This window comes from Caloramator mitchellensis, assembly GCF_001440545.1.
Lineage (GTDB): Bacteria > Bacillota > Clostridia > Clostridiales > Caloramatoraceae > Caloramator > Caloramator mitchellensis.
Genome location: NZ_LKHP01000002.1, coordinates 144,492 through 161,112 on the forward strand (window position 1 = coordinate 144,492; position 16,621 = coordinate 161,112).

Annotated in this window: 12 protein-coding genes; 2 read left to right on the forward strand and 10 right to left on the reverse strand. The window is 33.9% G+C overall.

Annotated elements, in window-relative coordinates; translation table 11 throughout:
* Positions 1-93 precede the first annotated feature (93 nt).
* The 9 genes from ABG79_RS02275 to ABG79_RS02315 all read right to left on the reverse strand — a co-directional run bounded on the left by ABG79_RS02275 (position 94) and on the right by ABG79_RS02315 (position 9,931).
* On the reverse strand, positions 94-873 hold the full coding sequence (locus ABG79_RS02275) for a nitroreductase family protein (RefSeq protein ID WP_057976711.1): 780 nt from the start codon (positions 871-873) through the stop codon (positions 94-96).
* A gap of 24 nt (positions 874-897) precedes the next feature.
* Positions 898-2,034 (reverse strand): tRNA uracil 4-sulfurtransferase ThiI, encoded by a 1,137-nt coding sequence (gene thiI, locus ABG79_RS02280; protein WP_057976713.1) that lies wholly within the window; start codon positions 2,032-2,034, stop codon positions 898-900.
* The gene (locus ABG79_RS02285) at positions 2,031-3,173 is read right to left on the reverse strand and encodes a cysteine desulfurase family protein (RefSeq protein ID WP_057976715.1); all 1,143 of its coding nucleotides are present in this window, start codon (positions 3,171-3,173) and stop codon (positions 2,031-2,033) included. The genes thiI and ABG79_RS02285 overlap by 4 nt, the downstream gene beginning before the upstream one ends.
* Before the next feature lie 13 nt (positions 3,174-3,186).
* Positions 3,187-3,870 (reverse strand): heparan-alpha-glucosaminide N-acetyltransferase, encoded by a 684-nt coding sequence (locus ABG79_RS02290; RefSeq protein WP_057976717.1) that lies wholly within the window; start codon positions 3,868-3,870, stop codon positions 3,187-3,189.
* Between the two features lie 9 nt (positions 3,871-3,879).
* Positions 3,880-4,458: a Uma2 family endonuclease gene (locus ABG79_RS02295; protein ID WP_057976719.1), complete on the reverse strand. Its 579-nt coding sequence runs from the start codon at positions 4,456-4,458 to the stop codon at positions 3,880-3,882.
* A gap of 227 nt (positions 4,459-4,685) precedes the next feature.
* Complete coding sequence (locus ABG79_RS02300) at positions 4,686-6,377, reverse strand: glycoside hydrolase family 13 protein (protein WP_057976720.1); 1,692 nt, start codon at positions 6,375-6,377, stop codon at positions 4,686-4,688.
* Positions 6,378-6,442: 65 nt separating this feature from the next.
* Positions 6,443-7,318, reverse strand: a complete 876-nt coding sequence (locus tag ABG79_RS02305) for a sugar ABC transporter permease (protein ID WP_057976722.1) — start codon at positions 7,316-7,318, stop codon at positions 6,443-6,445.
* Entirely contained in the window at positions 7,315-8,589 is a 1,275-nt protein-coding gene (locus ABG79_RS02310) for a carbohydrate ABC transporter permease (RefSeq protein WP_057976725.1), read from the reverse strand. Before ABG79_RS02310 ends, ABG79_RS02305 begins: the two co-directional genes overlap by 4 nt.
* 79 nt (positions 8,590-8,668) lie before the next feature.
* Positions 8,669-9,931, reverse strand: a complete 1,263-nt coding sequence (locus ABG79_RS02315) for a sugar ABC transporter substrate-binding protein (RefSeq protein ID WP_057976727.1) — start codon at positions 9,929-9,931, stop codon at positions 8,669-8,671.
* 270 nt (positions 9,932-10,201) lie between these two features.
* Here ABG79_RS02315 and ABG79_RS02320 point away from each other — a divergent pair, with 270 nt between their 5' ends.
* A complete protein-coding gene (locus ABG79_RS02320; RefSeq protein WP_057976729.1) occupies positions 10,202-11,917 on the forward strand; it encodes an alkaline phosphatase in 1,716 nt (571 codons plus the stop codon).
* 68 nt (positions 11,918-11,985) lie between these two features.
* Here the strand turns inward: ABG79_RS02320 and ABG79_RS02325 are convergent, their stop codons facing one another.
* Positions 11,986-15,459: a 5'-nucleotidase C-terminal domain-containing protein gene (locus tag ABG79_RS02325; protein ID WP_057976731.1), complete on the reverse strand. Its 3,474-nt coding sequence runs from the start codon at positions 15,457-15,459 to the stop codon at positions 11,986-11,988.
* Positions 15,460-15,678: 219 nt separating this feature from the next.
* Between ABG79_RS02325 and ABG79_RS02330 the strand changes: the two genes are divergently transcribed.
* Positions 15,679-16,617, forward strand: a complete 939-nt coding sequence (locus ABG79_RS02330; protein ID WP_057976733.1) for an AAA family ATPase — start codon at positions 15,679-15,681, stop codon at positions 16,615-16,617.
* The last annotated feature ends 4 nt before the right edge of the window (positions 16,618-16,621 follow it).

Sequence of the window (16,621 nt, forward strand, 5' to 3'; positions counted from 1 at the left end):
AAAATGGTGCTATAATAATATTGCGGCAACAAAAAACCCCAACCCATTTACCCAATCAACCCGGGATCCCCCCGGGACTTTTTTTTATCTAAACTATCCTTCTAAAATGCTCAGGATATAAGTCAAATCATCCTTATCCTCTTTGTCTAACCTTTTAAAATCTACGCTTAGTTTAAAATATTCAGCTGCTACCTTCAAATGCTGAAGGGCAATGCCTATATCAATTTTATTCATATCCTTAATATGCTGAGATTTTTTATTAGTCTTTATATATACATCGACTATATTATTGTATTTAATAAATCTCCAAGGCTGGCTGTTCATTGCAGAAGGCGCAACCCTTACAGCATCCATTACATACTTCCACTGCTCGTCAAAATCCCCATCGCAAAATTCGTCTATTCCTAATCTTTTTGCTCCTACAAGCATTTTAATATAATCTATCCCTTTAGAAGGGTATCCAAATGCAAGAACTATAACTGTTTCATGACCATCTTTAACCTCTATTACTTCCTGAACTTTATTTTTATCATAAAATCCACCTATATAGCATGTTCCAAGGCCCATTTCAGTCATTTTTAGAACCAAGTCTTCAAGTGCATATCCAACGTTTTCAAGATACCCTTCTCTTTTTTCAGAAGTAACTACTAAATAATGGGGCGCAATTATTTTCCCATAGCTTCCTATAAGCCCTTTTAACACGTTTTGCATCTTACTTCCATCTTCGACAACGTGTATGTCAAAGTCAATGTCGAATAATTTATTAGGATACTTTGCAAGTTCCTTAATCTCTTCCAAAAGTGCAAATGCTATCTCCTCATCCTGATATTTTCTAACTGACCTTCTTTTAAATATGGCCTCATACTCCCCCATAAATATCCTCCAATTTAACAGAATTTATACTATAATTATTTCAGCATTGCTAACAGCATCGTCTATAAGTCCTTTGATGTCCAATACTTCCTCAGATTTTTGTATGTCGCAAAGCCTTGGTTTTGTTTTAGGGTGCTTTGGAACAAATATAGTGCAGCAATCCTCATAAGGAAGAATTGATGTTTCATAAGTGTCTATTCTTCTTGCAATGTCCATAATATCAACCTTATCCATACCAACAAGAGGTCTAAAAACAGGCATTGAGACAGCATTGTTTGTAACATACATGCTCTCAAGAGTCTGGCTTGCTACCTGTCCTAAACTCTCCCCTGTCGCAAGACACATCGCACCCTCTTTTTTCGCTATTTCCTCGGCAATACTCATCATAAATCTTCTCATAATGATAGTAAGTTCATCTTCTCTACATTTTTCAATAATCTCCATCTGAATTTTTGTAAATGGAACAACATATAGTTTCAAATTTCCAGTGAATTCAGCTAATTTTTTAGCAAGGCTTATAACTTTTTCTTTAGCCCTTTCGCTTGTATACGGGTGGCTGTGATAATAAACCGAGATAAGCTCAAGTCCTCTTTTAGCAAGCATATATCCAGCAACCGGGCTGTCTATTCCTCCAGATAAAAGCAATACTCCCTTTCCTGCGCTCTTATACGGCATTCCACCCTGCCCTTGAATAAAATTAGAATAAACATATGCGTCGTTTCTTATTTCTACAGTAAGAACAACCTCAGGTTTATGAACATCAACTGATATATCCTTTATGTTTTTAAGTATTTCTCCCCCTATTTTCTTTGAAACCTCAAGAGAATTTAGAGGGAATTTTTTGTCCTGCCTCTTACACTCTACCTTAAATGTTTTAAATTGAATATCCTTTAAAACATCAACAGCTGCCTTTGCAATACTTTCCATATCCTTATCGACTACAACAGCCTCCGCAACTCCTAAAACTCCAAAAACCTTGTTTACCTTTTCAAGCATGTCTTCTGTATAATTCTCAATTATTATTCTCCCCTGCTCCTTTGTAATCTTTGCCTCTCTTCCTATCTTGTTTCTAATGTTTCTAATTAGAAGGTCCTCAAAAACCTTTCTATTAAGACCCTTCAATGTTATCTCGCTGGAATACTTCACTAGTAGTTTTTTCATCTTTTGAACCTCCTCAAAAACTTTAACAAATTCTTTAGTGCATCGATTGTTTTGTCGACCTCTTGGATTTCATTCATGTGCGAAAAGCTAAATCTAATGGTTCCTTCAATAGCATCTTCATTAAGTCCTATTTCTGGGAGAACATAGTTTTTATGCCCTGCTTTTTTTGCAGAACATGCTGAGCCTGTCGAAACATAAATTTTATAATCCTCAAGCCCATGAAGCAGCACCTCTCCCCTTACCCCTAAAAACGAAACGCTCAAAACATTGTTTATATGTTTATCATCAAATGGACTGTTGACTATACAATCATCTATTTCACTTAACCTCTTTATGAAATGCATTTTAATTTCTTTAACTTTTTCTATATTTTTCTCAATATTATTATATGCAAAATCACAGGCTACACCAAAACCAGATATCCCCGGAACGTTTTCTGTTCCCGACCTCAAATCCTTCTCCTGTCCGCCCCCTGTTAAAAGGGATTTCAATTTCAAGTCCTTTTTTACATACAGAGCACCAACTCCCTTAGGTCCATGTATTTTATGGGCACTTAAGGATAAAAAGTCGGCATCCAGTTTCTTTACATCTATTTTTATCTTCCCCAATGCTTGAACAGCATCAAAATGTATTTTTGCCTTCTTGCTCTTTTCTCTTACAATTTTGATTATATCCTCAACTGGTTGAATTGACCCTATTTCATTGTTAACATACATAATGGTCACAAGCCTTGTGTTATCCTTTATAGAATTTTTCAGTTCATCTAAATTTATTATTCCATCCTTATCGACCGATAAATATGTAGCCTCAATCCCATCTTCTTCTAACTGTTTAACGGCCTGAATGACGCTCTTATGCTCTATTTTAGTCGTTATAACATGGTCGCCTTTTTTCAAAAGCCCTTTGATAACTGTATTATTTGCCTCGGTTCCGCCAGATGTGAAAAATATTTCATTAGGACCTGCATTAATAATCCTCGCTACTCTTTCCCTTGCACTGCTCAGCTTTTTTTCTGCTTCAATTCCTAATCTGTGTGCCGACGAAGGATTTCCAAAATAATTAGTCAAACAATCCATTACCTCGTCTACTACTTCTTTATATGGCTTAGTTGTCGCGCTATTGTCAAAATATATCATCATCCGACCTCCTAAATCATTTGTATAGCAATTTAATAATAAAAATTATAGCTAATAGTATTGGCTGATGAATCAAATAAATAACCAATGAATTTCTGCTTATAAAGTTAATAAATACTAAATCAAAATACATTTTAAATATGCTCTGTTTTTTATAATAATATAACTTGTATGCTAAAATTCCAACAATGAAAATTGATATATATGGGAAAATTGGATAGTAATCTATCGAAGCAAAGCTCCTGTAATAAAGCCCAAATGGAATCAATAAAAACGTATCAACAAACATTTTGTCAAATACTAATCCCATAAAGAATGAAAAAACAGCAAGTATAAGCAAAACACCATTGTTTAATCTATAAAGTAATGGATACAGCATCATGCAAGCGCCAAGAAAATGAAGTATCCCAAACCTGACATACTCACCTCTTATAAAAATAAAAGTTGCTAATGTAATTATCATTCCAAATCCAAAAACCTTTAATCCTCTTTTAAATGTATCTTTGCTAAAACCACTTGAAATTCCTGATACAAAAATAAACAAAAATGCTGCCGTCTTTCCTACAATTGTCCATCCTAATCCCTCAAAATTTATGTTCTTATCGAGATAGTATGTTATGTCATATGCTAGGTGATATAAAACCATTAAAACGATTGCAATAAACCTTAATATATCTATTTCAAATATTCTTTTTTTCATAGTTCCCCCTCAAAAATTAAAAATTTCCTTTAAATTAATATTCAAGTCATCAAATATATTAACCTTTACTAAATCATTTTCACTATATATAAAAGGTTTTCCATATTCCCCATTCTTGCTTAAAATAAAGACCATTACTATTTTATCAACAGGATTGACAATCCAATATTCCTTAACCTTATGTTTTTCATAAAGGTTCAATTTTCTAATATAATCTACGGAGGCACTTGATGGTGAAACTATCTCAATTATCATGTCTGGGGCTCCTAAGCATCCCTTGTCATCGAGCTTTGTTTTATCACATATTATAGAAATATCTGGCTGCACAACACAGTCTATCTCATCCTCAGTCTGCCCTTCCTTAATAAATCTTACATCAAAAGGTGCAGCATATGCCCTACATTCTTTATTCAACAAGTAAGTAGAAATTATCCTGGAAAAATTCATTGAAACTTCCTGATGTATTCTTGATGGAGCAACCATATTGTATATAATGCCATCTATTATTTCAATATTCTCCCCTTCTTTGGTGTTTAGATAGTCTCTATAGGTAAACTTCCTATCAATTTTTTTCGCAGATTCACCCATAAAATCAGCTCCCTAAAACTTTTAATTTAATATTACATAATATAGGTAAAATATTCAATACAGACATGTCATTTTGTTTGAACTGTCTCAAATAAAATATTTCGCTTTCTATGACACAAACAAGCCCTATGATATGAATTCAAATCATAGGGCTTTATATTTGTGTTTTTAATATATTTGATTCAGTTTCGTTAGAACAACAGATAATAATAATTCTACAATTTATTTTAGCAAGTTAATAATCTGACTCTATATACCCTTGCTTCATATGGACGCAATTTTATTTTTTTGATATTATCAGCATCATCGCATTCATAATTTGACAACACAAGTTTAACATCATTTAATTTAATATCCCCAGGCAGAATAAATTCTGGATTTTTATCAAAAAAGTTTACAATTACTAAAAATGCTGAATCCTCCATTCTTCTTATATATGAATAAATTTCATCGTGCTCCCTGTTTATCTCTATAAAATCTCCATATATAAGTTCCTTATTGTTTTTTCTTATCTGTATTAGTTTCTTATAGTAATTTAAGATTGAATTTTCGTCCTTAAGTTGTGACTCAACATTTATAGTTTTGTAATTTGTATTCACTCTTATCCAGGGCTCAGCTTCACTAAAACCTGCATTTTTGTCATCATTCCACTGCATAGGTGTCCTTGAGTTATCCCTTGACATGTAGTGAAGCCCCTTTAAATAATCCTCTTCACTCACAAGCCCAGTTTCAACAAAATCCTTATACTTGTTAAATACAGCGACATCCCTGTAATCTTCTAATTTGTAATCCCAGGCATTTGTCATTCCTATCTCGTCACCATAATAAATAAAAGGAGTTCCCTTTTGGGTAAGCTGCAGTGTTGCAAGCATCGTTGCACTTTCTCTGTGGTATCGGCTATCGTTCCCAAGCCTTGAAACCGTCCTTGTTGTGTCGTGATTTGAGTAAAATAAAGGGCACCAGCCTTGTCCTTCATCCCTTAATTGCCATCCGCTCATCTTTTCTTTAATATCCTTAACAAGGTCAATCCTTTTTCTTTCCCAGTCATTTTCACCTCTACCTACGCTATGCATATCAAAATGAAATGTCATATCCAGCTCCTGCCTGTCAAGACCGGTATAAATATATGCATTGTGATAGCTAATTCCGCCTGTTTCACCTATAAGAACATGATAATCCCTATTAAACACGTCTCTTCTTATTTCCTTAATATAGTCGTGCACTTTTGGAAGATTTTGAACGTGTTTAATAAAGTCTCCGTATATCTGTCCGTTTTTAATTTCAGCATCTGGAAAATCAAAATTCTTTTCTAAGTGGTTAATAGCGTCAAATCTAAATCCGTCAACTCCCTTTTCCATCCAAAACCTTATCATATCCTTTATTTCTTCTCTTAGTTTTGGATTTCTCCAATTTAAATCCGGCATCTTTTTAGAAAATATATGAAGATAATACTCACCTGTTGTATCGTCTAATTCCCATGCACTTCCTCCGAAAAATGAACCCCAGTTATTAGGTGGTCCTCCATTTTTACCAGGATGCCATATATAATAATCTCTATACGGATTATCCTTGCTTTTTCTGCTCTCTACAAACCAAGGGTGTTCATCCGAAGTATGATTTATAACCATGTCCATTATAATTTTCATGCCCCTTTTATGTAGTTCTTCAATTAAAAGTTCAAAATCGTGCATCCCTCCAAATTCATCCATGATATCGTAGTAATCGCTTATGTCATACCCATTGTCATCATTAGGGGATTTGTTGATTGGATTTAGATATACTATATCTATTCCCAAATCTTTAAGATAATCCAATTTTTCTATTATGCCCTTCAAATCCCCAACTCCGTCACCATTAGTGTCCTTAAAACTTCTGACATATATTTGATAGGCCACGCCTTCCTTCCACCATTTATTCATAACGCCACCACCTTCTGCAAAATTTAAAACACCCTAAAAGGTTTCCCTTGTAGGGTGCATAACTTTTAACCTTTAACTGCACCTGAAGAAAGTCCAGCTATTATATGTTTTTGTAGATAAACGAAAAGTAGTGTAATTGGAACAGCAACTAAAATGGCTCCAGCAGCAAATGTTGTAAATTTTGTATTAGTCTGACCCGTAACCATAGCAAATAATCCCATGGCCAATGTCTTTTTCTCTGCTGTTCTTAATATTAAAGTTGGGAATATAAAATCCATCCATGGTCCTATAAAATTTGTAAGGGCTATAAATACTATAATAGGTCTTGCAAGCGGAAGTATTATTTTTGTAAAAGTAGTGAAATTCGAGGCTCCGTCAACTCTTGCTGCCTCATCGAGGCTCTTAGGAATTGAATCAAAGTAGCCCTTTATTAACCAAGTGTTGTAGGGTATTTGACCGCCTGCATAAACGAGTATTAAACCTAAATGAGTATTTAACAGGTTAATTTGCATCAATAAAACATAAAGCGCTGTCATAGCAAGAAAGCTTGGGAACATTTGCAAAACAAGTATTGTAATCAATCCTTGTTTTTTTCCTTTAAACTTAAATCTTGAAAAAACATAGGATGAACTTGTTGTTAGAATAACTGATAAAATCATGTTAGCAAATGCTATTTTTAAAGTATTCTTATACCAGATTGGAAAATCAGTTTTTGTAAATAATTCTTTATAGTGAATAAAGGTAGGATTCTTAGGAAACATCGTTGATGTATATAAGCTGTCCCCTGGATTTAGTGACGAGCCTATAATCCATAATATAGGAACAAGAACAACTATACTTGAAGTAATAAGCATAGCATATAAAACAATCTTTCCCAAAATTCTTCCTATGGATATTTTATTCTTTTTAGTTGGAATTACAACCTTAGGTGCACTCATCATTGTATCAAGTCCTCCTCTTTAAAGGATCTGGTCTGAGTAAAGCTATAAGCAGAAATTGACGCAATTATAATAAATATAATAATCGAAACAACAGATGCCATATGATATTGCTGTTGATTTAATGTCAATTTGTATATCCAGCTAATCAATATATCAGTATGACCTGCGTATTGGTATTCAGGGTTAACAGGACCCCCATCTGCAAGGAAATAAATAATATTAAAATTATTGAAATTAAATGCAAAGCTTGTTATTAGTAATGGAGCTGTTGCATACAAGACCATTGGCAATGTTATAAATCTAAATTTTTGAACTCCAGTTGCTCCGTCTATATCAGCCGATTCATAAAGTTCCTTTGATATATTTGTCAACACGCTTGACATAAGCGCCATAAAATATGGAGCTCCAAGCCACATGTTTACAAGAACTAAAACAAATTTTGCTGGACCTGGTTCAGTTAGCCAGCCAACTCTTTGTAGTCCTATAGCTTCTAACCAGTCATTGATAGGTCCAGGGCCTGAAAACATAAGTCTTAAAACTAATAGTGAAATAAATCCTGGAACAGCATATGGTAATATAATTATACTTCTCCAAAACTTTTTAAATTTGACTTCATTAGAATTTATAAGTAACGCCAAAAACAACCCTACAAAATAGGTTGTTACTGTAGCGAGAATTGCCCAAATTACAGTCCAAACAAATACACCGTAAAACGTTCCACTCCAAATTTCAAGCTTAAACAAATCCTTAAAATTATTTAAACCAACCCAATTTAAAAGCGCCCTTGGCGGTAAATGATAAGGACCAGAAAAATCAGTAAATGCAATCAAAATTGAAAATATAATTGGAAACAAAACAATGAACATTACAAAAACAGCTGCAGGTGCTAAAATTATAAAAGGAAAATTTCTGTCTAAAACATCATGTATTGTAGTTTTTTTATATTCCATTCTGTTTGCATTTTTCTTTGCATCATAAACATTAGATATATAAGCGATTATAATAATTGCCAAAATTAATAAAGCAATAATACCCTGTAACATTAAAAACAATGAATGGTCAAAAACAGCTTTTCCATTCACATAATGAAATTTTACTTCACCTAGAGTTACAAGTCCCCAAATTGACTTTTTAAAATAAGGAATACCAAAGATTAATGTTATGACTTCTATTAGTGCATATATTGCTCCCTTTATATACTGTTTATTATAAAATTGTCCTATTCCCATAAACAGAAGGGATAGCAGCATCGCCTTTTTACTTTTTTCCATCCTTCCCCCTCCTAAATGCTTGTTAAAAATAAAAATTATACTTAAGGCATGGGGGAAATTCCCCATGCCTCTTTGCATATTATTTTTGTGCTGCTATTGCATCTTGAATTGTCTTAACTGCCTTGTCAAGAGCTGCCTTTGGTTCAGCCTTTCCATCCCAAATAGTTGAAAGTGCTGCAGCTGCTGGGTCCCAAACAAGACCCATTTGTGGAATTGATGGCATTGGAACTGCATTTTGAGCTTGTGCCATAAATCCTGATACGATTGGGTCATCCTTAATTTCTGGTCTTTCCATAACAGCCTTTGCAGGTGGAATTTGCTTAGTTATTTCAAATCTCTTTGCAAGCATTTCATCTGATGTAGCCATTTCAGCAAATAATCTTGCTGCATTTGGATACTTTGTAAATGAGCTTACATAAAGTCCTCTAATACCCGAGAAAGTTATTGGTTGCTTACCGTTCATTGTTGGAAGTGGTGCAACACCAAAATCTACCTTAGCGTTTTGATAACCAGCTACTGCCCATGGTCCGTTTATAATCATAGCTGCCTTTCCTGCAGCAAATTGTCCATCCATAAATTGATAGTTAGCGTCTTTTTGCATAACATCAAAAATCTTTCTTAATTCTTTATAATACTTCATACCTTCAACTGCACCGTCATTGTTTAAACCAATATCATCCTTGTTTGTTCCGTTATTTCCAAACACATAACCACCAAATGCAGTTAAGAAAGGATATGTGAAATAGAAGTTTCCTACATCCCACATAAGAGCATATTTCTTTTCCTTAGCATTGTTGTATGTCTTTGCAAATTCAACTATTTCTTCAAAAGTCTTTGGAACTTCCTTAACTATTGCCTTATTATAGAATAAAGCATATGTTTCAATACCTGTTGGGTAACCATATACTGTTCCTTCATAGCTAACACCGTCGATAGCCGCTTGAACAAATCTATTTCTAATATCATCTTGATTTCCGACTGGTTGAATCAATCCTGCTGCTACCATCTTACCAACGTGGTCATGTGGAGCTGCGAAAACGTCTGCACCAACACCTGCAGGACCATCCTGCTGAATCTTACCTGATGCATCAGTATGTCCAACTGGCTCAGCCTTAACCTTAACGCCGTATTTCTTTTCAAATTCTTGAGCAACATACTTCATGAACTCAAGTTCTGGTCCATCGCTTTCCCAAACAACAAGGCTTGCACCTTCTTCTGGCTTAATTTCTTCCTGTTGTTGAGTTTGCTCATTTGATGTTTGTTCTGTTTGTTTCTTTGAGCATCCTGCAAACAATGACACTACTAATGTTAGTGCCAACAAGACACTTAATAATTTTTTCATAAAGATCCCCCTTTTAAAAGTTTTATAGCTTGGACGACACCGTCCTAAATTTTTCACAACTTCATAAGTTGTGAAAACGTTTGAACAATATAATTATACAAAAAATTTTAAATTTTTTCAATTCAAATTTTTTTGTCAAATTCGACTTATTTTAACAAGGGATAAGAACAAGACAGCTTTGCAAAAAAACTTGTCTAAACTAAATATTTGTAATATTTCCAATTTTATGATATTATTGCTATTGTAAAAATTATATTCGGGAGGGATTTTATGTCCAAATTCAAAAAAGTTCTTTCTTTACTTCTTTCTGCAGTCTTAATATTTGCTTATTCTTCAACAGTAATTGCTACTCCAAGCAAAATTAAAAAGAAACCAATTGTTGTTCCGCAAACTGTTAACCCCAAATTAGTTAAAAATGTAATATTTTTGATCCCTGATGGAACTTCAATCTCTCACATTACATTAACTCGTTGGTATAACTTTGCTAAGTATGGTAAAAATAAACTTGCAGTTGATGAAATTGCAACTGGATTAGTAAAAACATATTGGTCAGATGGAATAATAACTGACTCTGCTCCAGCTGGTTCAGCCATGGCGACTGGATTTAAAACTTACAATAAATATATCTCCGTTCTTCCCGAAAAAATATCAATGCCTGGCATTCCGGCTGTTAAAGCTGATGATATTCAAAAGCCAATAGCAACTGTTTTAGAAGCTGCAAAATTGGCTGGTAAATCTACCGGCCTAGTAGTTACATGCGAAATTCCACATGCTACCCCTGCTTCATTTTCAAGCCATTATTACTCAAGAAGCGATGAATATACTTTAGTAGAACAACAAGTATATCAAAATATTGATGTTGTTCTTGGTGGAGGTTTAGATTTTCTTGATCCAGCAAAGCGTAAGGATAAAGAAGATTTATTAAATATTCTAAAGAAAAGAGGATATCAGGTCGTAACTACTCCTGAAGAATTAAGTAATGCTAAATCACAAAAACTATGGGGATTATTTGCACCTGTAAATCTTAATAGGGATTTTGATAGGGATCCAAGTAAGCAACCTTCTTTATATGATATGACTAAGAAAGCTATTGAAATATTGTCAAAAGATAAGGATGGCTTTTTCCTAATGGTTGAAGGCAGTATGGTTGACTGGTCATCTCATAGTAATGATCCAATAGGAGTCATAAGTGAATTTTTAGCATTTGATAAAGCTGTTGAATATGCTTTGAATTTTGCAAAACGAGATAAAAATACTTTAGTTATTGTAGCTCCTGATCACGGAAATGGTGGTCTATCTATTGGTAGTTCTGAAAGCAATAGTAAATATGACAAAATGCCTCTTAGTGACGTGGTTGACACGTTAACAAAAGCAAAGATAACTGCAACAAAACTTTATGAATTGTTGAATAAAGATATGTCCATTTCAGAAATAAAAACAATAGTAGGAGAAAACTATGGTATCATAGATTTAACCGACGAAGAAGCAAACAAGATATTAGATTACCTGAAATCGCCTCCCAAAGGTGTATATTTCGAAAACATTGTTGGTCCAATGATTAGTAAACGTGCTTGTATTGGATGGACAACAACTGGTCATACTGGAGAAGATGTTCCATTATATGTTTATCACCCAAGAAATGTCAGACTTTCCGGAGTAGTTCAAAATACAGACCTTGCAAAATATATAGCCGAAGCTATGAATGTTAGTCTAGATTCCGTTTCTAAAAAATTATTCGTTTCAGCTAAATCTATAGAAAATAAAGTGGTAAGCGTCAACATCGATACAACTGATGCAAATAATCCTGTATTGAAAATAACTACTAATTCAAACAAGATAATTATATTACCAGTTTATAAAGATTATGCTATATTAAATAACAAAGAAATCAAATTATCTGGAATAACTATCTGCACAAATCTCGAAAAAGTATCAGACTTAAACTATTGGTTTTTCTCTGAAGATGTTGTTAAGCTTATTAAGTAATTTGTAGTTATTAAAAAGGGATGGGCTTTTTATCATTTGCCCATCCCAACTATTTTAATATAAATAAATTATTTTGTATAAGCCTTGTAAATATAACCATCCTTGCCTTTATACTTAATCTTTAACCAGTTACCAACTTGACCCACAACTTCAACCTTTGTTCCTCTCTTAAGTGAACCGATCGCCCTGGCTTCCTTTTTGTATGAGCTTCTTACATAAAGGCTGCTTGCAGTTACCGTAACAAACTTCTTTACCTGAGGATTAGAATTATTATTATTTGTGTCCTTTACTGGGTCCTCTCCTTCGATTAGATATCCTACTTTAACAGGCGAAATAGTTTTAACATTTTTCAGCTCTTCAACTAATGCGTCTCTTATTGGAATATTAGTGTCTACGGCATTTTTTGCTCCTTTGAAATCATAGTTATCTCCACCTGTAAACATAAAATCGTTAGTAACTACTGTATAATATTTATCCATTTCAACCTTAGTTCCATCATTAAGTCTCATGGATGTGATTCTTTCACCAGCATTTGCCTTAGGATTATAATAAACCTTTACACCTGCAACTTGAACCCAGCCAATTGTTTGATTCATTATACCGTTTTCTAAAACCTTCTTAAGGTCTGCACCTGTAAGTTCCATCTTAACAAGAGTATTGTCAAACGGCATTACTTCATACATCTTGCCCATTGTAATATCTCCAGCTGGAATAGAAGTTCTTAGTCCCCCACCGTTTGTAATACCAATTTGAACTCCTGCTCTTTTTCTCATAACATCGCTTACCCATTCACCAAGGAGTGAAGGTCCAGCAAATCTATCATGAGGAAGTTCAACAGTTGTTTTTCCTACAACAACCTCAAGTATAGGCTTTAATTGGTTTTCATATTTTTCATACATTGCTTTAACCTCAGCATCCTCAACTACTTCACTTCCAGTAATAGGAACGTTTATCAACGAAGGTCTTGCCCCAATAAACTTTCCATCATAATTAAATTCCAAAGCTAATCTTCCTAAAGTTCTTCCATTGTAATAAGCTTGAACTACTGGTTTCCCATTTAAGTATCCCGAAACGGACTTGTGTAAATGGCCTGTAATTATAGCATCAATATAACTAATCTTGGTTAGAGGTTCAAATTCGCCAATAATATTCTTTGATGCGTCAACATCTGAACCAAGGTGAGTAAGTGCAATTACTATATCTGCTCTACCTTCTGGAACCATTCCCATCTTCAATTCATATGCAAGAGGTAAAGCGATTTGATATGGGTCTTTGAAGTCGTAATCTTTTACATTTTCAGGTTTTGTCTTATATAACGTCTCAGGTGTAGCAATACCAATAAATGCAATTTTCTTTCCATTTATAGTAACGTATTTATATGGCTTTGCCCAAGAAACTGGTTTACCAGTCTTTTTGTCATAAATATTTGCAGCAAGGAATTCAAATCCACCTTCTTTTGACCATGTTTCAAAATTATTTGCACCCCAATCAAATTCATGGTTGCCTACTGCAGAAGCAGCGATACCTATTGATTTTAACATTTCTGAAACAGGTTTTCCTAATAAAAGATTAGACATTGCACTTCCCTGATATATATCTCCTGCTGAAACGACTACTGAATTTGGATTTTCCTTAATATATTTCTTCACAAATCCAGCAAATTTAGCAGCTCCAGGATTTTTACCTTCAAATTTTAATGTTCCATGGAAATCGTTAAATGATAAAACATTAATAGTGTTTTTTATATCTGGAACCATATCCCAAGTTATTGATTTTACATTTGGTGTCCTTCCATCAGCAGAAGTTGGTAGACTCATCAAACCACTATTAATCATCTCAACAACTTTTGAGTGTTTTCCATAATCCCATGAATATCCTGTCAATTTCCAATTGTAGCTGCATTCAGGGGAAATTACTCCACCTTTAACTTCTTTTATATACTTAGCAATCATGTCCCTAACTTGTGGAGCTTCTTTAAAGTCAAGATCTGAATTAAATAATACCTTTACGTCTTCACCTTTAAACAAACCAGTGTCTTTGTTTAAAAGCGTCGTGTTTGCTCTGTAGTTGTTTACAGCAAGCTTAATTATGTCATCATCCTTTACAGGAACGTCGTTCATGTATCTTAAATTCTTTATTCTGCTTCCTTCTGGCTGTGATATGTCTATTTCATACTTAACTCCGTAGAACATATCATAATTATACATTCTTATATTTGGATTAAATGAAATTGTCAAATCTCCTGGTTTAAATGTGTTATAATAATTAGCCGACCATTCCATGTATTTTTTAAGTTGCTTTCCTGTAACCTCTAACATATAAAGGGTATTGTCATACTGATAAATTAAAGATGAATCTGATTTTTTAATGTCCCCTTCTTTAATGTTAGATTTAGCATTGAAAAGAGCTGCTGCTGAAACATCAGCCTTTGTATAATGCATCTGAACTTTATTAATAAGTTCAATCATTGCAGTTGGCTGCAATTGCGCCTGAGGAATTCCGTTGATTTCATTTGCTGGTGCTAAATCTCCACCTACAAGTTTTCCTATGATTGTATTAGCATCAGCAAGAGCTTTGTCGTGGAATGGCTTTAATTTAGCTAATAGCTCCTGGTCTTCTTCATAAGTTGCCATATCTATAAGTTCTGAGTTAACATCGCTGGCTTTATTAGCTATTTTATATTTACCCTTAGCATCTTTAGTCAATTTGATTGTTATTCTTGCAAGTTGAGTTCCCGCATTTGCAGGTTCAACTATTATTACTCCATTAACTTCCTTCTTTGGGACTTTCATATGGGCATGGCCTGCAACGATTGCAGCAAGTTCTGGAACCTTGTTAGCAAGAAGGTCTGCACCATCATCACCGTATTCCGGTGTGGGACCCATATGTTCAACAGCTATTATTACATCAACTTTATCCTTAATCTCGTCTACTGCTTTTCTTGTTTCTTCGATTGGACTTGTTACTTTATATCCTTTAAGATTTTCAGCATCCCACTTTGTTATATGTGGAGTTACCATACCAACTATACCTATTTTTACTCCGCCTCTTTCGATTATAGCGTATGGAGCTCCAAGTCTTGTTCCATCAGGTCTATAAACATTACCTCCAAGAACCGTCCCTTTAAATTGTTTTGCAATCTTTTCAAGAGTTGGAACGCCATAGTTAAATTCATGGTTTCCAAATGTCCAGGTGTCATATCCAATTTCATTCATTGCTGTTATCATTGGATGACTATCTTCATTGTTAAATATTTGGACACTGTTGCCTTGAATTGTATCGCCGTTATCAACTATTAATGTATTTGGATTCTGGGCTTTGAATTTTTTTATGGCTGTAGATATTTGAGCTAAACTACCCGATTTTGATACTGAGTTTGTTGCATAATCATACGCCTGGAACTTTCCGTGCAAATCGCTTGTTGCAAGGATTTGAATTTCCACAGTGTTAGAATCAGCACTTACACTTACAGGTCCTAAAATTGTTAAAATCATCAAGAACGTCAATAACCATGAGGTCAAAATTTTAAAGTGCTTTTTCAAAGCTATCCCCCCTTAGAAAATTTTGGTTTTATCGATGTATATAACATTATAAAACTTTATGAAATATTTGTAAATATTTTGAATATTACAATATATTAACCTTTATGTGATTTTATTGTCAAAATATAGTATAATTTGGATATATAGAATTTTTTAAATTTTTAAAATATAATAATTTGTAGTATAATTACTTGTAGTAAACATTTTGGAGGATTAATTATGAACGTTATTATTTTTTCAAACTTTAATAATAAAATTAAGCAAAACATATCAAAGGTCATTATAGGCAAAGAAAAAGAGATAGAACTAGTAATAGTATCCTTTATCGTCGGTGGACATATACTAATCGAGGATGTGCCGGGCGTTGGTAAAACCACCCTTGTTAAATCATTCGCAAGGAGCGTAGGGGTTGATTTTAAACGAATCCAATTTACACCCGACCTTTTGCCGTCAGATATTACAGGTATTAACTTTTACAACACTAAAATCAGCGACTTTGAGTTTAGAAAGGGACCTTTATTTTCAAACATAATCCTTGCAGATGAAATAAACAGAGCTACTCCAAGGACTCAATCAAGCCTTCTTGAGGCAATGGAGGAGCGACAGATTACTGTTGATGGAGTTACAAGAAGACTTGGATTCCCATTTATGGTCCTTGCAACTCAAAATCCCGTTGAAACATTTGGGACATTCCCTCTTCCTGAGGCACAGCTTGATAGATTTTTGATGAAAATAAGCATGGGTTATCCTGCTAGAAATGAAGAAATCGAAATAATAAATAGATTTTCAGAAGGATTTTTTGAAAATGAGTTAGAATCAGTAGTCAATATAGACGAAATTGAATATGTAAAGAAAAATTATGTGCATGTCAAGGCTACTGAGGATGTTCTCAGCTATATAATGGATATAGTTGAAGCAACAAGAAAAAGCGATAAAATAGATTTAGGTGTAAGCCCAAGAGGAACTTTAGCGTTATTTAAAGCTTGTCAGGCATATGCTGCAATAAATAAAAGGGATTTTATAATTCCAGAAGACGTAAAATTCTTAGCTCCATATGTTTTAAATCACAGGATAATATCAAAACAGAATGCTTCCGATAATTTTAGTCTGATTAATTCAATACTAAATGAAATACCCGTTCCATTAGAAAAAATTTGAGGTG